Origin of the sequence: Treponema primitia ZAS-2 (genome assembly GCF_000214375.1) — a bacterium.
Taxonomy (GTDB): domain Bacteria; phylum Spirochaetota; class Spirochaetia; order Treponematales; family Breznakiellaceae; genus Termitinema; species Termitinema primitia.
In genome coordinates this window covers 2,256,888-2,278,019 of the sequence record NC_015578.1, presented here as the reverse complement: position 1 = coordinate 2,278,019, position 21,132 = coordinate 2,256,888, and the positions used below count along the sequence as shown (strand labels likewise).

The 21,132-nt window shown below is 52.7% G+C and carries 12 protein-coding genes; 4 read left to right on the top strand and 8 right to left on the bottom strand.

The features are described 5' to 3' along the window. Window positions 1–61: 61 nt before the first annotated feature. The 8 genes from TREPR_RS09875 to TREPR_RS09840 form a co-directional block, all read right to left on the bottom strand. Entirely contained in the window at window positions 62–766 is a 705-nt protein-coding gene (locus TREPR_RS09875) for a PHP domain-containing protein (protein ID WP_015708170.1), read from the bottom strand. 21 nt (window positions 767–787) lie between these two features. Then, window positions 788–4,342, bottom strand: a complete 3,555-nt coding sequence (locus tag TREPR_RS09870; protein WP_052299714.1) for an ATP-binding protein — start codon at window positions 4,340–4,342, stop codon at window positions 788–790. Between the two features lie 61 nt (window positions 4,343–4,403). Then, the gene (locus TREPR_RS09865; RefSeq protein ID WP_015708168.1) at window positions 4,404–6,962 is read right to left on the bottom strand and encodes an ATP-binding protein; all 2,559 of its coding nucleotides are present in this window, start codon (window positions 6,960–6,962) and stop codon (window positions 4,404–4,406) included. Between the two features lie 24 nt (window positions 6,963–6,986). Beyond that, complete coding sequence (locus TREPR_RS09860; RefSeq protein ID WP_041611595.1) at window positions 6,987–7,595, bottom strand: HAD family hydrolase; 609 nt, start codon at window positions 7,593–7,595, stop codon at window positions 6,987–6,989. 69 nt (window positions 7,596–7,664) lie between these two features. After that, window positions 7,665–8,963 carry a glycosyltransferase family 4 protein gene (locus tag TREPR_RS09855; RefSeq protein WP_015708166.1) on the bottom strand — a complete coding sequence of 433 codons (1,299 nt, stop codon included), beginning with the start codon at window positions 8,961–8,963 and terminating at the stop codon, window positions 7,665–7,667. A gap of 9 nt (window positions 8,964–8,972) precedes the next feature. Further along, window positions 8,973–10,505 carry a DUF5312 family protein gene (locus TREPR_RS09850; protein WP_015708165.1) on the bottom strand — a complete coding sequence of 511 codons (1,533 nt, stop codon included), beginning with the start codon at window positions 10,503–10,505 and terminating at the stop codon, window positions 8,973–8,975. Between the two features lie 311 nt (window positions 10,506–10,816). Next, window positions 10,817–14,380 (bottom strand): pyruvate:ferredoxin (flavodoxin) oxidoreductase, encoded by a 3,564-nt coding sequence (gene nifJ / locus TREPR_RS09845; RefSeq protein WP_015708164.1) that lies wholly within the window; start codon window positions 14,378–14,380, stop codon window positions 10,817–10,819. Between the two features lie 673 nt (window positions 14,381–15,053). Continuing rightward, window positions 15,054–15,635, bottom strand: a complete 582-nt coding sequence (locus tag TREPR_RS09840; protein WP_015708162.1) for a DUF4398 domain-containing protein — start codon at window positions 15,633–15,635, stop codon at window positions 15,054–15,056. A gap of 110 nt (window positions 15,636–15,745) precedes the next feature. Between TREPR_RS09840 and TREPR_RS09830 the strand changes: the two genes are divergently transcribed. The 4 genes from TREPR_RS09830 to TREPR_RS18745 all read left to right on the top strand — a co-directional run bounded on the left by TREPR_RS09830 (window position 15,746) and on the right by TREPR_RS18745 (window position 21,132). After that, window positions 15,746–17,995 (top strand): hypothetical protein, encoded by a 2,250-nt coding sequence (locus TREPR_RS09830; protein WP_081468655.1) that lies wholly within the window; start codon window positions 15,746–15,748, stop codon window positions 17,993–17,995. Beyond that, window positions 17,982–18,962: a UDP-N-acetylmuramate dehydrogenase gene (gene murB / locus TREPR_RS09825; protein ID WP_015708159.1), complete on the top strand. Its 981-nt coding sequence runs from the start codon at window positions 17,982–17,984 to the stop codon at window positions 18,960–18,962. Before TREPR_RS09830 ends, murB begins: the two co-directional genes overlap by 14 nt. A 95-nt stretch (window positions 18,963–19,057) precedes the next feature. Continuing rightward, entirely contained in the window at window positions 19,058–20,290 is a 1,233-nt protein-coding gene (locus TREPR_RS09820) for a Crp/Fnr family transcriptional regulator (protein WP_041611128.1), read from the top strand. 134 nt (window positions 20,291–20,424) lie between these two features. Continuing rightward, on the top strand, window positions 20,425–21,132 hold the full coding sequence (locus TREPR_RS18745) for a hypothetical protein (RefSeq protein ID WP_015708157.1): 708 nt from the start codon (window positions 20,425–20,427) through the stop codon (window positions 21,130–21,132).

Genomic DNA, 21,132 nt, shown 5'->3' with positions numbered 1-21,132 from the left:
TGTAACAAATGAACGGGCAAAATGGGATCAATATCTGCTTTCTTTGTTCCTGAACGCTGTCTTATGTATACTTTTCGATTAGATCCCTGAAATTGGGGCACTCCATATGGTACGCTCCTTTTTCAAGCGCTTCTTTGTATGCAAGGGAATCGTGGACCGGAAAGTCAAATACCATGGCCGCACGGCCCAGTTCACCAGGCCTATGGGCATCGGAACCGCAGGTCCGTATCAGATGGGAATGCTCCTCCGCAAGGGCAAAGGCCTGCTGGTTGTGGCTATCATGCCTGGGACTGTCGTTGACAGCCTCCACCCCGTGGAGAAACCGGGGCCGTATATTGTCACCGCCCCCACGGTACGGATGGGCCTGGATGATAAGCAGCTTATCATGGTAATTGTTATAAAAATCCTCAAGGCCGTTCCGGTATGGATAGGGATGGGCCCTGAGAAATTGTTCATCCATGCCGTAGAGAAGATAGTCGTTATCGCTTTCAGTAAAACGTATCTCCACACCGAAGATAAGGGCCAGCCCCACCTTTTCACCCATGGCCTTTGCCGCTCTGTAACCCGAAAGATATTTATCCACACAGGCGTCCCAGTTATCCCGGCAGGGGAGAGAGGAAATGTACCCTTCATGAAGATGATCGGTTATGGCTATACCATCATAGCCCAGGGCTTTGTACTGGGCGGCCATGTCGGAACCGCTTATCCAGCTGCATGCGCTGGTTTCACTGGCGTGAACATGGGGATCAATGCGGAAAGTCTTCATCTGTTATACCTCATTTCTCATTTAACTCAGGTCGTTAATCAGTTTATTTATTGTTACTAAGGCCTCTTCAAATTCAGTCATCAGGACTGAATTTGAAATACCATCGATATGTTTTTTCGTTTTGTCGTTAAAGGGTTTTTGCTCAAGTTCCGTAAGGATACTGCGGATAAGCCCGGGATGCTCTTGTTCCAGAGCTTCCTTTAGCTTCGTGAACAGGGGAAGGTACTGGGAAATATCGCTATCGGAATCAGTTTCAGCGTCGACCTTGTCATCCAGCACTGATACTATCTGTTCCGCCAGATCTTTCAGATTCCAGTAGAACGGAGGAAGCCCTTCTTCGATACGGGTCAGATCCCCTGCCTTCCCCGCCGCCTCCAGTTCCGCGGCTTCCTCTGATACCCCGGCAGCGCCGATGGTGGCGGCAGCGCTCTTGAGGGCATGTACATTGGTGGTAAAAAGGGAGAGTTCCTGCTCATTGGGAACACGTTCCAGTCCGGGCAGCCGTTCCAGGGCATCCTTACGGAAGGAGGCCAGCACCTTTCGGTACCCCGCCTCAGTCCCGCCGGTCATGGCCAGGCCCCTGGCAGTATCCACCCCGTCAATTTTTATACCCGTGGTTTCCATAGTTCGTTCAGAATCGGTTCCGGGCTTTGGTTTTATCTGCTTTTCAAGGGGTATCCATTTTGCCATCATCCCGTCAAGTTTGGATATCTCAATAGGCTTGGAGAGGTAGTCATTAAAGCCCTTGGATAAAAACATCTCCCTCATCCCGGTTACTGCGTTTGCGGTAAGAACGATGATGGGAACAGGCTTTGCCTGTTCCTTGGGAGTTTGATCCTGCGGATCAAACTCCACCGACTCCTTTTGTTCGGCTTCCCAGGCCCGGATTGCTGCAGTCGCTTCAATGCCGTCCATTTCGGGCATCATGTGGTCCATCAGTATCATATCATAGCGGTTGTTCTTTATCAAATCTACCGCTTCCCTTCCGCTTGTTACGGTGGTGATATCGATCTGATATACACTCAGAAGCCCCTTAGCTACATTCAGGTTGGTAACAATATCATCAACAATGAGGAGCCGGGCGTCAGGGGCAGTAAACCGTACAATGGTTTCTGTATGATAGGGGGTATCTGTTTTTTCGTTAACCACATTGGCAATGGGCAGGGCATAGGCGGGCATACTGATAATAGGGATATTCTTGAAGGAGGATATTTCCTGGAGCGCTCCCAGGAGCACCAATTTTGTGGGCAGGGATAATTCCTGTATAATGGATAACGCCGCCTCCACTGCCTCGGCGCATACAAATGCAAAGGAATACCTTTTCTCACCGGGGAGTGAACTGGCCCTCAGCTCCTGGCTAAAGTGTTCCATATCCACGGCGGCGGTTACCGGCATGCTCAGGTTCTGTATCGAATAGACAATCGAATCGGCGTATTCTTTCCGGCTTTCATAGAGCAGTACCGCTTTTGTTTCAGGGTTTTCAACCGCCGCCAGGGGCTCCTTTTCCCGCACCTTCTGAGGTATGGTTGCGGTAAAGACGCTGCCCTTTCCGTATACGCTGTCCACCACAATATCTCCGCCCATAAGGCGGCAGAGGTTACGGCTTATGGCAAGCCCCAGGCCGGTTCCCTCAATGCCCTGGTTCCGGTGGGTATCAAACTGCTGGAACTCCCCGAACAATTTCCCCATATCTTCCTGTTTAATACCGATGCCGGTGTCGGTAACCGAAATGGCCAGAATAATCTGATCTTCCCACAGCTCACCGGTGACTGCAAGGATAATGTGGCCTGCCTGGGTATACTTGACCGAATTGGAGAGGAGGTTCATCAATACCTGCCGCACCCGTACTTCATCCCCTGCCAGGCGGTCCGGCAGCCTGCTGTCAATATCCACAGTGAACAGTATTGGTTTTTCGCTCAGCCGGATACGGATGATGCTGATAGCATCGTTAATCACCGAACCCAGCTGGTAATCAACTTCTACAATATCCAGCTTGCCCGATTCTATTTTTGAAAAGTCCAGAATATCGTTGATGATGGAAAGTAGGTTTGATCCCGCCTGTTTGATACTCCTGGCTTCTTCGTATACATCCTGGGGAATATCCTTCCGCAGTATCAGTTCCGCCATTCCTAGGATAGCGTTCATGGGGGTACGGATCTCATGGCTGGTATTGGCCAGGAAGACGCTTTTTGCCTGGGTTGCCCGTTCCGCTTCTGTCAAAGCTTTTATCTGCTTTTCCAGGGTCCGGGTTGTCTGCTCCAGATCCCTATTGGTAAGGTTTAGCTGGTTGTACAAGGAGGCGAACCGGCGGGCCATGATCAAGGCCGCCCCGGTGGTAAACACAAAAAAGCCGTAACGGGTCAGGGTAAGCCCGTAATGCAGAAAGGTAGAGTCGATTAAATCAAGAACAGTGGAGCCGATACCGATTACCCCCCCGATTATCAAACTGCCAATAGAGGTGTCAATAAAAACTTTAGCCACCGTCCTGGGAAAGGAGACCCCCCCCGGAGCGGTATACTGCCCTTTTATCTCCCGGTATGCAATTACAAAGGAGTACCCAAAATAGAAACTCACGAGAAGTATACCAGCCGGTATGATTACTACTTGCCATATTGTTAGAATATCGTCCCTAAAGGCTTGGGAAAACAGCAATTGAACCACTGCAAGCAGTACAGAAATGGCGCCGTAAATCCGGGTGATGATAAAGTTTTTCTTCAGACAAAGGCTTTCCAGGAAAAAAGCCGCAATGGGCAGCGCCAGGAACACACAGAAATATTCTACCCGCCATATAATAGCCGTATTAGCAATAATGCGGTAAATAAAATGGGTACGCATGGAGAAATAAACACCCAGTACCACTGAAAAAAGGCCATAGGACAGGTTATAGTATTCTTTTTTGTGGATAAGAAACATAAATAAATGATAGATCCCCATGAAAAAATACACCCCAATCAGGGCCATGGTCAGAGATTCGCTATACTGATCGGCGATGCGGGTATACTCATCAATATAGTACGGGGAAGCATAGGAAAACCCCAAGGATTTATAGGTCGGATCCCCGACGAGCCTGAAGCCCAGAATATTTTCCCCCGGGACAAAATGGGTTTTATCCAGGGGGAAGAAAACCCAGCGCATGCTACGGTGCAAAACAATACTACCCTCAGAGTTCAGGTGCATTTCCGACTTTACCAGATGACCGTTAAGGTAAACTTCCCAGTTGTCACCTATACTGGCCAAAAACAAACCCGGCGCAGAAGTAGTATCCGAATCAAGAGCAGAGAGGATTTTGTCTTCCGGCTTAAAGGGAACAAGAACAGTAAATTCTCTTTCCTTAACTCCAAAGGGGGAAAGGAAAACACGGCGGGGAAGATCCGGAAGCCCGAAATCCCGTATCATCACCGGGCCGGCGGAAACTTCCACCACCTGCCAGGCACCGGAAGAAACATCGGGCCCCCTCAAAAGGTCGGCGGGGGAAAAACCGGATTTTACATAGAGGGGGTAGGTTTTTAAGTCTATATACAGGGGGCCCGCTCCCCGGGGCTCGGCGTTTAAATTTGATAAGAATGCCAAAAGCATTACTGTGAATAAAAATACTTGTTTTGTACCCGATCCGTTCAATTACTTTTTTCCTTTTTCCTTATGTCTGGCGGAGTACCGTCAGCTTTTCGATTGCTTCCTGAAACTCACTCATTAAAACTGCGTTGGAAACAGCAGCCAGGGCTTCCCGTGTTTTTCCGTCAAGCGGCGCCGCTTCCAATTCCGTAAGGAGGCGGTGTACCGTCCCGGGTTGCTCCTGTTCAAGCGCTGCATGGAGCTCCGTAAACAGGGGAACATACTCGGCGGAACTTCCCCCGGCGCCCCTATCTTGATTCTCCGGGGTATCGTCCCCCAGGACCCGGCTTATGCCATCCGCCAAATTTTGGAGGTCCCGGTAAAATTCCGATAAGCCCATTATAATACGCGCCAGGTCCTCCGACTTTCCCGCAGCCTCCAGTTCCGCAGCTTCTGCGGATACTGCGGCAGCCCCGATGGTGGCGGCGGCGCTCTTGATGGCGTGAGCATTGGTGGTAAAAAGGAAAAGGGAAGACGGATCAGGAATGAGGGCAAACAGGGGCAGCCTGTCCAAAATGTCCTGATAAAAAGCGCTTAATACCTTCCGATAGACGGCTTCGGTCCCGCCGGTCATGGCAATACCCTTTGCGGTGTCCACCCCGTCTATTTTTATGCCCCCGGTGCCCGGCGCTGTTTCAGCGTCTGGTTCCACTGAAACAGTTTCCATTTCGGCGCTTATCTGTTTTTCTGTGGGTATCCATTTGGCCATTATCCTGTCAAGTTTGGAAATTTCGATGGGCTTGGAAAGATAATCGTCAAAGCCCTTCTCCAGAAACATTTCCCTCATGCCGGAAATTGCATTGGCGGTCAAAGCTATGATGGGAATATGCTTCGCATATCCCTCCGAAATTTGCCGTTTGTTTTCCCAGGCCCGGATAGCCGCCGTGGCTTCTATGCCATCCATACCGGGCATCATGTGATCCATGAGTATCAGATCGTAGTCTTTTTCCATAACCAGCTTGACCGTCTCTTCTCCGCTGGTACAGGTGGTGATATCCATTTGATACGGGGCAAGCAAACCTTGAGCTACGTTTAAATTGGTAACAATATCGTCCACGATGAGGATTTTTGCGGCGGGCGCCGTAAAGCGGACAAGACTTTTTCCCGGATGGTTTAGCTCCGCCATGGGCGCGGCGTTCACAAGCTTCTGGGGTATGGCGGCGGTAAAAACGCTGCCTTGGCCGTAAACCGAACTGACCGTAATATCCCCGCCCATGAGGCGGCAAAGGCTGCGGCTTATGGCAAGCCCCAGGCCGGTTCCTTCAATACCCTGGTTCCGCTTAAGGTCTACCTGCTGGAAATCCCCGAACAGCTTATCCATATCCTCGGCCTGTATACCCTGGCCGGTGTCGGCAACCGTCATGGTTAATAAAACTGAGTCCTCAATATCAGGAAGGGGCGGGGCCGTAACCGTCAAGGTGATGGTTCCTTCTTTGGTGTATTTAACCGCATTGGAAAGAAGATTCAAAAGCACCTGCCTGATGCGGGTGGCGTCGCCTGAAAGCGTTTGGGGTAGACTGTTATCAACATGGGCCGTGAATACAGCAGGGGCGCCTTTAAGCCGAGGGCGGATAATGTTGATACAATCATTGATCATCGAGGCCGGCGTATAATCGTCGCTTACAATATCAAGCTTACCGGATTCTATTTTTGAAAAATCAAGAATGTCGTTAATAATGGAAAGCAGACTCATCCCCGCCTTTTTAATACTCTCCACATCTTCATGGCTTTCCCGGGACAGTTCCCGGCGCAGTAAAATATCCGCCATACCGATGATCGCATTCATGGGAGTACGGATCTCATGGCTCGTTTTGGCAAGAAAGGCGCTTTTCGCTTCCGAAGCAGCCTCTGCTTTCCTGCTCAATTCCAGAAGATTCCGGTTATAAGCCGTTACCCCCTTAAGCAAAAACAGATAGATTAAAAAACCAAGAAGGATTAAGGCCGTAGAAAGAACAGTCTGTTGTTTGATCCGGGACATGATGGCGTTGAAAATCGATTCCGCTTCAAAATCGCAGCCGATAATACCGACAACATCCCCGGCGGAATTTAAGATAGGCATAAAGGTCCCTATGGTGTAGCCCCACTGGCTCTGTACCGCCAGGGTCCCGAACTGGGGCAATTTTGTTTCCCAGGCCAACTGAAAGGCGATATCATACGCGCTGGTATCTTCTTCGGCGCCGATGGGGGAAAATCCTTCATCCTCCGGATTTCCGCCGTCAACAATGAATTGGTATATCTTTCCCCTTCCCCGGCCTCGTCCCCCTCCCCCCCGTTTTGGCGCCATGGTGTAGAGGTAGAGGCATTTGGTTTCTTCTTTAATCGCCAAAAGTTTAAGCCGGGTCTCCTCGTAGAAAGGGTCCCGGGCGTTCAGGGTTTTACAGAGTCTTTCGAAGGCGTCACCGTCAATCTGTGCGGCGGCCCGATTTACAATGGGAAACCCCAGCCAGGCGCTGGTCATTTTTGCGGCGTCCCTTATCTGCTGGACGGAAGTGGTAATAATGATCGCGATTACGGCAAGCACAAAAATGATAAAAAAGAGGGTAAAACGCAGGGTTAGTGAAATTTTTTTGAGGTCCGTTTTCATACCAATTATGCTGTTCTCCGATCCTTAAAGGCTTACCCCAGCCTTTTCCAGCCCAGCGGCAAGATCCCTTACGCATCCCCGGTAGATCATGCCGGAAAAGCCGATGTTAAGGGCGGCTTCAACATTGAGGCTCATGTCGTCTACAAAAAAACATTCCTCCGCCTTTAGGGCGTATTTATTGAGCAGTGCATCAAATATCTGCCGGTCCGGCTTCAAGAGATGAACATCCGCAGAGACAATTTCTCCGTCAAACCAGCGCAGCGCCCCCAGAGAGGGTTTGAACTTATAGAAATCAAATCCTGCATTGGAAAGCAGGTAGATTCGGTACCCTTTTTTTTTCAGGGCGCCGATGAACCGCTCAATTGTCTGGTCGGGCTCAAAATGATCATACCAGTGCCGCACCAGCCAATCCGCATAATGCCAAAGTTTTTCAGGCAGCCGCCCCTGGATGGAAGCTATGGCCTCCTCATGGGTAATAACCCCCCGGTCCAGCCGGGACCATTCAATCGAGGCGAACACTTCCCGCTGCATAATTTTCCGGTCCCGTCTGGACCGTACCCGGGAGGCACAGAAACGGGCGGTATCGAATTTGGCAAGCACATTTCCCATATCGAAGATAATATTTTTGATCACCTTGCAGCCTTCCCCGTTAGTTTTTTTACGCAGCAAAATTCTAAGAACTGAAGCTTTTAGAAATTCCCTTTATAACTGACCGAAATTCATCATAACCTGGTGGATCCGCTGTTCCAGAAGGTTGAAGGAGAAAAATTTTTTCCCCAGCTCGTAATTTTTGGAGGTCATCACACTTAAAGCCCCGGAGCCGGATAGTATAGCTTCCACGCTGTCGATAGTTTCTGCCGTTACGTAGTTCTCCATGATCACCACATCAAAGTCCAGGGGTTCTATGTCCCGCTGGAATATTGAATAGCGGTTTACCAGGATGGGCTTCCTGAACCAGATCGCCTCCAGGAAGGCATTGCCAAACCCCTCATAGGTGGAAGGGTAGGTGACAAAGTCTGCGTTCAGGTAGCAGTCCCAGAGGCTGTACTTTTTCTGTCCCGGAGCTCCGTCCAACCCCTCGGTGCTTCCCCGTTCTGCGCCGATAAGGTCCGGGCGCACTATCACTTCCACCCCAAGTATCTTTGCGTAGTCCATGGTCCGTTCGTAGTATTGGGAACCTTCGTCCCGGTCCTGGTGGCTGATCAGGAGCTTGGCTTTTTTACCCCGGTCCCTCAGTCGGTTCGCCAGTTCTATGGCGTGCTCAATACCCTTGCGGGCAACCATCCGGGTAGGCTGGAGCAGCAGCAGCTCATCCTCCGCTATGCCCAGGTCCTTCCGCATGGTTGCGGCGTAATCATCCATTTCCGGGGGTTGGGTATCGAAGTCTAATACATTGGGGATGATGATGGAGGAAAGGCCGCAGCGGTAGGAAAGCCGCTGCCGGCTTTCGGAATTGATCACCACATGGTTGATGGTATGGAGCCGGGGAGGGAAGGACATGGCCAGGTAGTCCTCCACGCAGTTCACGGAAAAGCGCTGCCGTTCCCAGGCAAAGTCGTGGTGGTGGGCAATGGTTGGGATCCCTGTTTCGGCAATGTATTCGGTCAGGGCAAGCCCCAGGGGGATGTTCATGGGGATGGTTAGGGCGTTTTCTACGATCAAGAGATCGATATTGAAGGTCTCTACAAATTCGTAGATAGCCCGTTTAAGCCGAAACCGTATGGCTTGGATTTCCCCGGTCAGGCCCTCCCCACGGACGGTAGTTCCGAAACAGCGTTCCTGTATATCTTCGATGATGGGGTGGCCGAAAAAAGCTTCATCCACCACCATGGATTTTTCCGGCGCCCAGTCGGAAAGGCCTGAAAAGAAAAAACATTCATACCCCATCTTTTCTAGTACCTGCCGCCATTTATCGGTTTCCAGGGAAACCCCATCGGTACCCTGTAAGCGGGTCGATACAAACCCTATGTGGCGGATATTGGTCAATTTGGTCAGGTACATGAAGGCCTCCTAAGCCGACTCGGGATGGGTGAGCAGTAACATTAACTGAACAAAGTAATTGATTTTTTTGTAAGCCTCGGTTATACGCTGGCTGATGGGGACCTTGGTGAAGTACCCCAGTTCCTTCCAGTTGATGATAAGCTCAGGGGGACTTTTCTGGGTATCTCCCAGGAGGTTTTTCATGTGCTTCCCCACCACCACCAGGCTCTGGACAGCGGTATTGATCAGGGTAAGGGCGGTCTCGTCCAGTTCACCTGCCACATGGTCAATGAACCTGGCCTGGGTCTTGTTCCGGTCCGCCTGGACCAGGGCCTGGGAAAAACGGGGGCCGAAGGTTCCGGTTTCCGAAAGGAGCAGGTCCAGGTCGGCGGCCGATTCGGTAGCATCGTTGATGGTATGGATGGCGTTGGACATTTCCATGGACTGGGAATTGATTATCCACTGCCCCCGGACCAGGAGTATATCGCAGAGTTCCTGCATTTCTTTGGAAAGAAAATCCTGAACAAATGCGGTGAGGTAATTCATTGCCCCGGCATAGAGAAAACCATCCAGGCCTATATCGTTGCAGGCATCAGTGGTTTCCTGGTTGTAGTACTGAAGCCTGGTCACCTCCGGGGTCCCGAACACGGCGGTAGCCAGGGTTTCTATCTGGCCGTTCCGCTGGCTGGTCACAATACGGTCAATCACCCCCTGAACATCGGAACGCTTTGCCTCAAGCCAGTTTTCCGCCAACTGCTCGTCAATTGGCTCGGATTTAACCCGCCATACCGGGTTTTTGGTGGTGTATTGCCCGATGAGCTCGATGATATTAGAATTTTTAAACTCCCGCAGGTTCATCAGAAGCATATTCCACTGGTTTAGGGGGATAAGCTCCTGGCCATCCCGGGCGATTTTCAGGATAGTCAGGGCGTTTTTCCAGTCATCCCCGGGTTCTAGGTGCTGAATGACCGCGCGGAACTGCCTTAATTCTTCGATCAGATCCGCCGCCTTAGCCGGCTGGAACCGGGGGGTATAGGGGCCATTGCCCTCGGGCAGACCAGTGTCGAATCTCCGTAAAATTGAAAGGAAATTGAACTGGGCAAACTGTATCAAGGCGGTATTAAGGTTATAACACCGGTTTATATTGGCAATCCGCTTACTATCAAAGACCGCAACAAAGGAGTTCAGATCTTCCTTAAGCTGGGCACTCACAACCTTAGGTTCCTGGGCCTTAACCCGCTCCTGTACCACTTCGGGGCGGAGCTTCCGGGCCAGTTCCAGGGTTCCCTTGTCCATAAAGGCTTCCACGGAGATATGCTTTACCCGGCTCAGCTTGGCGGTATTCTGCACAAAGGCGCAGGCAGGATACACTATCTTGTATATTTCATAGATATAGGCAGCAAAGGAGGGGTCGATTTCCTCGGACTTCAGCCGGAAAAATTTGGCATATTTATTCTGGCTGATTTCTTTGACCACCAACTTTAGCAGGGTCTTCTTTTCCGAATCCGGCTCCTCACCGCCGGAAATTATCGAAATGACCTTCCCGATTAAATCATCTGGCATAAACGTACCTCCCTAATACTATGGAATATCGGCAGGGTTTTTTCAATACCGTTGGGAAGGGGGCAAGTTCCTGCGGAACTTGCTTGGAGTTTGCTGCGCAAACTCCAGAGTGCTTGGTTTATGGGGGCTAGGGCTATAAACCCCGGGATTTTAGGTGGGTCTCAACAGCAAGGGAAAATTCGCCTCCCGCTTTTTAACCATAAAAAAGCCCGGAACCGCCTTCACAGCGACTCCGGGCCTCATTAGCTAAACACTTTTCGTGGAGTTTGGCTCCGCCAAACTCCTTAAGAAAAAAACCGAAAGTTTTTTTCTCAGAATGGTCTATCCGCTAAATACTTGTACTCTTTCCACACCCGCTCTGCCTGGGCTTTGGCCTTGGCAAGCAGGGCGTCGGCGCGGTCGGGGCTGGCAGCCTTGAGGCTCTTGAAGCGGACTTCCTTGTACATGAAGTCTTCCAGGCTGGTGGTGGCTTCCTTGGAGTCCAACTGGAAGGGGTTTTTGCCCTCTCCCTTGAGCCGGGGATCGTAGCGGTACAGTGGCCAGAGGCCCGAGGTAACCGCTGCTTTCTGCTGTTCCAGGCCCTTGCTCATGTCGATGCCGTGGTTGATGCAGTGGGAGTAGGCGAGGATCAGGGAGGCCCCGGGGTAGGATTCTGCTTCCCGGAAGGCTTTGATGGTCTGGCCTATGTTGGCCCCCATGGAGATCCGGGCCACATATACATAGCCGTAGCTCATAGCCTGGGCTCCCAGGTCCTTTTTGGTAATGTCCTTGCCGGCGGCGGCGAATTTGGCGATGGCCCCTATGGGGGTTGCCTTGGACATCTGACCGCCGGTGTTGGAGTACACTTCCGTATCCATGCAGAGGACGTTGATGTTCCGGTTGCTGGCCAGGACGTGGTCCAGACCGCCGTAGCCGATGTCATAGCCCCAGCCGTCGCCGCCCAGTATCCACACGGACCGCTTGATGAAGTGGTCCGCCAGGGAGGCAAGCTGCTTGGCAGTCGGTTTCGTGTCGCTTTTCAGGGCTGCCTTGAGCTGGTCTACCAGTTTGCGCTGATCTTCGATCTCAGCGTCAGTGCTCTGGGGGTTTGCCAGGATCTTGTCGATGATGCCCGTCTGGAGGCCTTCGCCCTTGGCGACAACTGCCACTTCTCTGGCAAACTCAGCCAGCTTGTCGCTGGTGAGCCGCATACCTAAGCCAAATTCTGCGGCGTCTTCAAAGAGGCTGTTGGACCAGGTGGGGCCCCGGCCGTCGGCGCGCTGGGCGTAGGGGGTGGTGGGAAGGTTCCCGCCGTAGATGGAGGAACAGCCCGTGGCGTTGGCGATAACCGCCCGGTCCCCGAAGAGCTGGGAGAGGATCTTCACATAGGGAGTCTCACCGCAGCCGCCGCAGGCGCCGGAGAATTCAAAGAGGGGCCGCTTGTAGGCCAGGCCTTTGGGGGTGGACAGGTTGAGTTCTTCCGCGGGAACTTCGGGCAGGCTGAGGAAATAGTCCCAGGCTGCGGCTTGTTCCGCGTGGTATTCCGGGTTATCCGCATAGTTAATCCAGCTTAGGGCCTTCTTGTTCGGATCTTCTTTGGATTTGGCAGGGCAGGCGTTGATGCAGACCCCGCATTCCATACAATCTTCGGCGGAGATGACCAGGGCAGTCTGTTTACCGTCCACGGGCTTAGGCTTAATCGCCACAGTCTTAAAGCCCTTGGGGGCCTTGGACGCTTCGGCGTCGGTAAGGTTCTTGAAGCGGATACAGGCGTGGGAACACACTATAGCACAGGTACCGCACTGAACGCAGATCGAGGGGTCCCAACTGGGAACCCGCTCGGCGACCGCCCGTTTTTCGTACTGAGTGGTGGCGGTGGGGAAGGTGCCGTCCACGGGGATTTTGCTTACCGGCAACCTGTCCCCATCCTGGATGGACACGGCGCCCAGCACATCCTGAATCCAGGGGTCCTTGGCTGTGGCAAAAGGTTGTTTCATATGAAGCTTGCCGTCTACAGCGGAGTATTTCACTTCCTGAACTGCGTTGAGCGAGGCATCCACGGTGGCGTAGTTTTTCTGGACCACGTCGGCGCCCTTCTTGCCGTAGGATTTTTCGATGAATTTCTTCATATACTTGACTGCATCCGCTTCCGGGAGCACCCCGGAAAGCTTGAAGTAGGCGGCCTGCATGACCGTGTTGATACGGTTCCCCATGCCGGTATTCCGGGCTATTTCTGCGGCGTTGATCACGTAAAACTTGACCTTTTTGTCGATGATCCGCTTCTGGGCTTCCACAGGGATTTCCTTCCATACTTCGGTGGCGCTATAGGGGCTGTTCAGGAGGAAGGTGCCGCCGTCTTTGATGTTGGCCAGGAGGTCGAAGGTTTCCATGTAGGAGAATTTGTGACAGGCCAGGAAGTCCGCCTTGGTGATCAGGTAGGGGCGGCGGATGGCGCTTTTACCGAAGCGCAGGTGGGAGACCGTGAAGCCCCCGGATTTTTTGGAGTCGTAGGAGAAGTAGGCCTGAGCGGAAAGTTCCGGCTTGGCGTCCCCGATGATCTTGATGGAGTTCTTGTTGGCCCCGACCGTGCCGTCGGCACCCAGGCCGTAGAACATGGCTTCGTTCATGCCTTCTTCGGCCAAAACAAAATGTTCGTCATAGGCCAGGCTCTGGCCCAGGATGTCGTCATTGATCCCAACGATGAATTTGGGGATTTTCTTACCCGAAAGGTTATCAAAAACCGCTTTGACCATGGCGGGGGTGAATTCCTTGGAACCCAGGCCGTAGCGGCCGCCCAGAATGGTGGGATAATCCTTGAACTGGGCCTTTCCCTCAGCCTGAATTTCGCCGATGGCGGTCCGGACATCTTCGTACAGGGGCTCGCCCAGGGAGCCGGGCTCCTTGGTCCGGTCCAGAACCGCAATAGCCTTAACCGTTGCAGGCAGGGCCTTTACAAAAGCCGCGGCATCAAAGGGCCGGTAGAGCCGTACCTTGAGTACCCCGACCTTTTCACCGTTTTTGTTCAGGTATTCCACGGTTTCTTCGCAGGTTTCCGCGCCGGAACCCATGATAATGATCACCTTTTCCGCATCCTTGGCCCCGAAGTAGTCATAAATGTGGTAGGCACGACCGGTGATCTTGGCATATTTGTCCATTTCCGCTTGAACTATGGCGGGAACCTTATTGTAGTACTGGTTTACCCCTTCCCGGCCCTGGAAATAGGTGTCAGGGTTTTGGGCGGTACCCCTGATGGAGGGCTTTTCCGGGGTCAGCCCCCGCAGCCGGTGTGCCCGGACCAGATCGTCGTCGATCATCTGCTTCAGGGTATCAAAGGACACTTCCTCGACCTTCTGCAATTCGTGGCTGGTTCTGAAACCGTCAAAGAAGTGGAGGAAGGGTATCCGGGAGCGAAGGGTGGCGGCATGGGAAATGACCGCCAAATCCGCTGCTTCCTGGACGCTGTTGGAGGAAAGCATGGCCCAGCCGGTCTGCCGACAGGCCATCACGTCCTGGTGGTCCCCGAAAATCGAGAGGGAACTGGTAGCCAGGGCACGGGCGGCGATGTGGAACACCGTTGAGGTGAGCTCACCGGCGATCTTGTACATATTGGGGATCATCAAGAGCAATCCCTGGGACGCGGTAAAGGTGGAAGAGAGGGCGCCTGAGGTCAGGGCCCCGTGGACCGCCCCCGCGGCGCCAGCTTCAGACTGCATTTCGACCACCTGGGGGATAGTGCCCCAGAGGTTTTTCTTGCCCTGGGCTGAAAGCTCATCGGAGACTTCGCCCATGGGGCTGGAGGGGGTAATCGGATAAATTGCGATTACTTCGCTTAGCGCGTGGGCAACCTGGCCCGCGGCGGTGTTACCATCAATCATAACCATGTGTTTTTCGGACATTTTTTCCTCATTAGGTAAAGGGTTTCTTTATTATATCTTTTGGATGTAAAATGTTCAATAGTGATAACTGTACTGGGTTACTGACCGGGCCGGGGGGGCAATTCTCCCCGGCCCTAACCTGTAGAGCCTGCCTCCGTCAGCCCGCTACGCGGTCTGCTACGGCAGAGAATTCCAGAGACGGGCCGGAAAGAATTGCCCCCCGGCCCTGCCTCTATCCCGGTATATTTACATTAAACCATTGTTATACATAACATAAGGAAAACCTTAACTCCGCTAAACTTAACGGGAGGGAGCGCCTTGGATCGGTGGTAAACATAAAAGGGTAGGGTATGCCTTGGATCGCTAGTATACGGTACGGTAAGGGGCGCCTTAAATCGGTGGTAAACATGAGGGTAGGGGATGCTTTGGATCAATGGTATATGGTACTTAAAGGGGTACTTTGGACCGCTGTTAAACATAATGGCAGGGAATATTATTGAACCTTGGGGAACAGGCTATCCTTTTATTCTGGAAGTGTGAGTGACAAAAGGCAGGGGAGGGAGGGAAATACCTCCGCCCCCGTCTCTGGAATTCCTCCCCGGAGCAGACTCGCAAAGCGAGGCTGACGAAGGGGAATTCTACAGGTTAGGGGGCGGGGGTATTTCTCTTCCTCCCCTGTGTATGCCATCTCAGCTCACTTCTTCCGTGAAGTAGCTATACTTGCCTGACTTATCTTAGTATCAATATTCCCTAAAATAGACCGGGCAGACTGGCTTTTGCTGACACAGTCAGGGTAGTTCCCTGTGGAAAGAGAACCCTGAGCCTGATCTACCAGGTTTTTAGCGGAATTAAAGTCCTGGGAAATACCGTCAAAGTCAAGACCGAGGTTTTTTACACCCTTGGCGGCGGTGATGTTCTTTTCGGTTTCTGTCAGGGCTGTACGGGCTCCGTTTACCAGGGTGGCGGCTTCGTCCCGGGCACGCTGGGCTCCGGTTTTGCCGTCCGCTATGGCCCGGTCTGCGGCGTTAATCGCTTCCTGGGCATAGGTCTTTGCACCGTCATAGCGCTTTGCACCGGCTTCGGCCTGCATATTGGACAGGGCTTCCCGGGCACGGGCTAATGAAGAGCTGCCGTAGGCTATGGCATCTGGATCATTTTCCGCCCTGGTTACCGCTGCTATGGCATTATCCATTTCTGCGGTAGGCGGCTTGGCGCAGCCTACCAGGGACAGGGCTAAAAGTACAAATAGAATGATGTTTATTCTACTTTTGCTCAATTTTTTCCTCCTGAAAATCATTCTGTCTTTATATAATAATCATACCTTATGGTATAAGCAAGTATAAAAGACTTTACTATTATCGGAATAATTTCGAAAATAAGGTATCTATGGCAGTATATATTTCTAAAAAGAAGGCTCTGGTCAGACTGGCGGTGACGTTTTGTGTCGCTGCTGCTGTTATTGTCCTTTCTTCTCATGTTCTGAAAGGCCCTAAGCTGGGGCCCCATTACGATTATCTCTTGCAATTTGCCGGGCGCCCTCCGGTTTCTCAGGAGCTGTTGCTTATCGAAACCCGGCTGTCCCAAGAGGATTTTATCGATCCTTCTGCGGCTTCTCAGGTATTGATGACCTTGACCGAAATGGGGGCTGATACTCTGATTATTCAGACACCGGTCCTGGAAAACCCTTCCTTTGGGGGGAACTTTCCCGGTGTTTCCGGTGACAGCTCCGGTTCCCCCGGGATACGGTCTCGGTTTGACGGGGAATTTGCCCTGGTGGAACGGAATATACGGAACCTCTTTGAGGCTATACGGCTGGGTTTTATCCTTCCCTCGGAGGCGGAACGCTATGTGGGGGAATTGGTGATTATCACCGAACGGGGTAAGGATCGGCTTCTCCAAGCCCTGGTTCCCCAGGAAAAACAGGAGAAGCTCCTGGAGCACTCCGCCGGGGTTTTTGGCAGGCTCTACCTTCCCGGGCTGGATCTGTATCTTGGGTCGGCCAAGGACTGGGACGGCAAAATACGCCGTATCGCCCCGGTGATGATCCGGGAAGATGGTTCTGAGGCGGAGCATATTGTTTTTGCCGCCCTGAAAAGCGCTGGAACTTTCAGTGCCGGGCCGGAGGGGGATTTTCCTCTCCCCACAGACGAAACCGGGGCGCTTTTGTTTATTCCTCCTAACCTGGAAGAACAGGATTTCCGTCGTATCCCCTTGGCTGCGTTTCAGGAATATGAGGAGGCGGACCGGGAATTCGGGCGGCTCCTGACCAATGCGGAAAACCAGGGTATCTATAAGGACCTGGACCCCGTAGCATATCCGGGATACCTCCATAAATATACCGAAGAAATCCGGGACGAACTGTTGGCAGCCCCGGATCAGGAAAAAAAAGACCTCTGGCTGAACGCCAGGGCGGGGTATTTCAAGTCCCTGGATGAATTTTTTAATGGACCCTCGGAAACAAGCCTGGTTGACGGATATGAGCGGATGATTGCCTCCGAATCCTTAGGAGTGGAGGGGATACGGCGGGTTACGGTCCTACGAAATGAGCTGATCCTCACTTTCAGGAATCTTCGGGAAAAATACGCCGAACTGCTGCGCCTCCGCTCTGCCATGGAAGCGGAACTTTCCGGAGCCTTCTGCATTTTGGGCGCCCCCGGGGAAAACTCAGACCTGGAAAGCTCCGCCCTCATGGCCAATACCCTCCTTACCGGCCGGGTATTCAGCCCGGATACCGGCCAGGATACCCTGGTCTGGTCTCTTCTTGGGGTCCTGGTCATTCTGACCTCTATTGCCCTGACCGGCCCTTGGGTTTCCCTGGGCCTGGGTCTGGTCCTGACCGCAGCCCTGGGTTTTGGTTTTTCAGAGAGTTTTATCCTCCGCTCTTACTGGATGGATCCCCTTATCCCCTTATCCGGGGCCTTGGCGGGGATTATCTCATCCTTTGTGTTCGCCCTGCTTGCAAAATACCGGGAGGCAAACCGCCTCCGCCGGGCCTACGGTCCCCGGATGGATCCTTCCTGGCTGAAAGGGCTCATCCGGGCTGGGGGGCCAGGGCTTTCAGAAACCCTCAATACCAACGCGGCTATTGTGGTTGTTCGGGAGGGAAACCTGAAGGGCCTTGAAAACAGAAGTAGTCCCCAGGAGGCTGCCCAAGCCGCCTCAGCCTTTCTCAAAGAGGTGCTTAAGGTGTTTGGAAAGGCCGGCGGGGTGCTAAGCGGCATTGAGGGGGATACGGCGGTTTTTGCCTTTGGTTCCCCACTGGAGCGGCGGGCCATGACAAAAATGAAGGGCGCCGTCCCCTATGACGACAGGGATAAGGTTCCGGCGCCTCAAAGCCCCGGGGCAAGGGCGGCCTCGTTGGTGAAAGAACTCCTGGAAAAGAGCCCTCCATCCTGGCGCTTTGCCCTGGATACCGGAGAATGTGCCTTTTCCTGGTCCGCCGCCACAGGCTATACTGCCGCCGGTCACCCAGTGATTTCCGCCCGGCTTCTGTCCGGACTTACCCAGCGGTATAAGACCCGTAATCTGGTGAGCAGCCGGATATGCAGCCTGGCGCCGGACCTGGCTGCAAAGAAACTGGGTGCCCTGGTGGACCAGAACAATAATGAAAGGAAAGAATTTTTTGAGTTACAGTAAAGCAGTACTGGAGGCCCTGATCGAAAGGCTCCCCTCTGAAATCACGGCTCTGCTAGCCCAGGATGACCTGAAATACGACGAACCCCTGTCGACCCATACCACCTTTAAGGTCGGCGGCCCGGCGGATCTTTGGATACGGCCCCGGGGCGAGGCTTTCCCACCTATTGCCGTAGCCCTGCTGGATCTGGCCCGAACCCAGGGTATACCCCTCTTTATCCTGGGGGGCGGGGCAAATTTGGTGGTATCCGACTCGGGGCTCCGGGGGATAGTGCTGGACACCACCGGATGGACCGGCTGCGACTTCAGCCCCGACGAAGCTACAGCTGCCTCGGGCAGCGTTTTGATCCGGGCGGGGACAAGGGTGGATGATGCCCTAGAAGCCGCTGCCCGTGAAGGCTGGGGGGGGCTTGAATTCCTGGCGGGAATGCCCGGCACCCTGGGAGGGGCGGTGTGGATGAACGCCCGGTGCTTCGATAGGCAGGTCTCGGATGTACTTTTGGAAACCGAAATACTGGATGAAAAACTGAATAGAATCAGCCTTTTCCCCGGGAAAGGGGATTTTTCCTATAAAAAAAGCCCCTTCCAAACCAGGGATGTCCTGATTCTGGCCGCCCGGTTCAGGCTTCAACGCCGGGAAAAGCTGGAAATACAGGGTGATATGGAAAAACATCGCCGAGACCGGGAGGAGAAGGGGCATTACCGCTTCCCTTCGGCGGGGTCAGCCTTTAAGAACAACCGGGATTTCGGGAAACCCACAGGAAAGATCATCGATGAACTGGGCCTGAGGGGCCTTTCTGTAGGAGGGGCCCAAATTGCGCCCTGGCACGGGAACTTTATTATCAACACCGGGAACGCCAGGGCTGCTGATATTCGGGAACTGACATCCCTAACGGCGGAAAAGGTAAAGGCCGCCCTGGGGATTGAATTGGAACCGGAAATTATTTTTGTCGGAGATTTTAATCCCTGAACTCTGAATGGATTTTATTCCGATACTAAGATATACTAAAAGAAGAATTTGTATAATGACAATTTTTTCGGGATTTTATACTTTAGCGGGGTTTTATGAGCGGACAGCTGCAACTTACGTTTGTCAGTTTTAAGAAAGGCTCTTATATCGTAGTGGAGGGTAAGCATAACGCCGACCGGTTTTTCATTATCCGGGAAGGGAAGGTGCGAATTTCCAAGGCCGTGGAAGTGGTGGTTGAGGAAGGGAGCAATCTCCTGGGACCCGGGGACTTCTTCGGGGTGGTATCCACCATGTCCACCCATAGCCATATCGAAACCGCCCAAGCCATAACAGATGTTACCCTGATTTCCGTTGAAAAGGATCAATACAGCGAACTGATTCAAAAGAATTCCGCAGTGGCCATGAAGATCATCCTCCTGTTTTCCAAACGTATGCGCTACCTTGACGAAGCTCTGACCCGGCTGACCCTGAAAAATGCAGGTGAGGAGGGGACAGAGCACCTCTTTATTGTGGCCGAGTACTACGCCAAGATAAGCCAATACAACCATGCGTATCACGCCTATTCCAAGTATGTCAGGTTTTGTCCCCAGGGGGAAAATTTTAACCTCGCCCGGGAACGGATGATGAAAATTGCCCCCTATGTTAAAACCCAGGCCATTGAGTCCCAGGAGGGCGACTACATTCGGAAATACCCCAAGGATTTTATGATATTCGCCGAGGGTGAGCCCGGGGAAGAGCTGTATATCATTCAGAAAGGGTCGGTAAAGATAGCCAAGATAGCGGACAATAACGAAGTTCTCCTGGCGGTGCTGAAAAGTGGAGATATTTTTGGGGAAATGGCACTGCTGGAGTCTAAACCCCGAACCGCCTGCGCAGTCGCCTATGAGGACGCCCTGCTCCTCACAGTGAACCGGGAGAATTTTAGCCGCATGGTAGTCACCCAGCCCCAGATAGTCGCCAAACTGACCACCCTCCTGTCGGAACGGATCTGGTTCATCTATAAACAGATAGCCAACACCCTGATCGCGGATCCCCTGGGACGTTTGTACGATGTCCTGTTGATCCAGCTTGAAAAAGCCCGGGTGGACCTTAAAAATGTCCAGAGCCATATCTTTGATTTCGGCCCCAAGGAACTGATAAACATGGTGGGTCTCTCCCAAGCGGAGGGCAACCTGGTGATGAAAAAGATTATGGATAACCACAAGATCCGGCTTATCAATGAAAAGATCTGCGTCCTGGATGCCTGGGAGATATCCAAACAGGCCCAGTACTATCGGAATATGGAACGCATAGAAAAGCACCGCAAAGCCGGGGTAAAGAAACCCTAGGCACTTTAACAATTTTCTGTTTAAGCAAGCAATGGCGGCTCATTTCCCTCCCGGGTCAGTAACCCAATACAGCTATCCTAAACCGAGAATCACTTGAAGCGTTTAGTTTTAGCGCTGAATTCACCGATAATCAAATGATGAAACATCTGTCCCTGGTACTGGCCTTGTCTTTGCTCCTCCTTTCCGGCGCTTTGTACGCCCAGGATAATGGCAACGCCGATGAGGGCTTTGAATATGACTGGAGCAACTTTTCGGAAGAAACCGAAGGCCAAGGGGACACTGAAGGCCAAGCGGCAGAGGGATACACCCAAGACGAGGAATACCTCAATTATTTAGATGTGGAAGAAACGGCGGCCGAGGAACCCTCGGTCTACGCTGAGTTGCCCCGCAGTTTCCGGCACATTTTTTTAGGAATCGGTCTTGATGGGCTCAAGATAGTTCTCCGGGAGGATGACATATTCCGCTTCCGTGAAGACCGGGATGTCTCCCTGGTCCCTTCGGACCAGGATCAAACCCTAGTGGAAACCCAGGGCCTGTCCTTTATCCGGCGCGCTTTCTTTCAGTTCCGGGATGAATCCCTGTTCATCATGTCTTTTATCCTGGATACCCGGCTGGTGGATCACTACTCGGTTTTTACCAGCTTTGTGAAACGTTACGGCCCCCCCAGTTCCTTGAGCCCCAAGGAGGCTGTCTGGGAAACCGCCGAGACCCGGGTCTCTATTGAGCGGCCCCTGACGGTGAAGTACATAGACAAGCCGGCCTTCAGCGCTATGGTCAAAAGCTCCTCCGCCGACGGCTCCCGGGAACTGCTCAACCGGAATTCTTTTTTGGACGGGTTTTAA

Excerpts from the sequence above, each read along its gene's own strand:
- TREPR_RS09875 (WP_015708170.1), bottom strand. The coding sequence starts at position 766 with ATGAAGACTTTCCGCATTGATCCCCATGTTCACGCCAGTGAAACCAGC.
- TREPR_RS09870 (WP_052299714.1), bottom strand. The coding sequence starts at position 4,342 with ATGCTTTTGGCATTCTTATCAAATTTAAACGCCGAGCCCCGGGGAGCG.
- TREPR_RS09865 (WP_015708168.1), bottom strand. The coding sequence starts at position 6,962 with ATGAAAACGGACCTCAAAAAAATTTCACTAACCCTGCGTTTTACCCTC.
- TREPR_RS09855 (WP_015708166.1), bottom strand. The coding sequence starts at position 8,963 with ATGTACCTGACCAAATTGACCAATATCCGCCACATAGGGTTTGTATCG.
- TREPR_RS09850 (WP_015708165.1), bottom strand. The coding sequence starts at position 10,505 with ATGCCAGATGATTTAATCGGGAAGGTCATTTCGATAATTTCCGGCGGT.
- nifJ (WP_015708164.1), bottom strand. The coding sequence starts at position 14,380 with ATGTCCGAAAAACACATGGTTATGATTGATGGTAACACCGCCGCGGGC.
- TREPR_RS09830 (WP_081468655.1), top strand. The coding sequence starts at position 15,746 with ATGGCAGTATATATTTCTAAAAAGAAGGCTCTGGTCAGACTGGCGGTG.
- TREPR_RS09820 (WP_041611128.1), top strand. The coding sequence starts at position 19,058 with ATGAGCGGACAGCTGCAACTTACGTTTGTCAGTTTTAAGAAAGGCTCT.
- TREPR_RS18745 (WP_015708157.1), top strand. The coding sequence starts at position 20,425 with ATGATGAAACATCTGTCCCTGGTACTGGCCTTGTCTTTGCTCCTCCTT.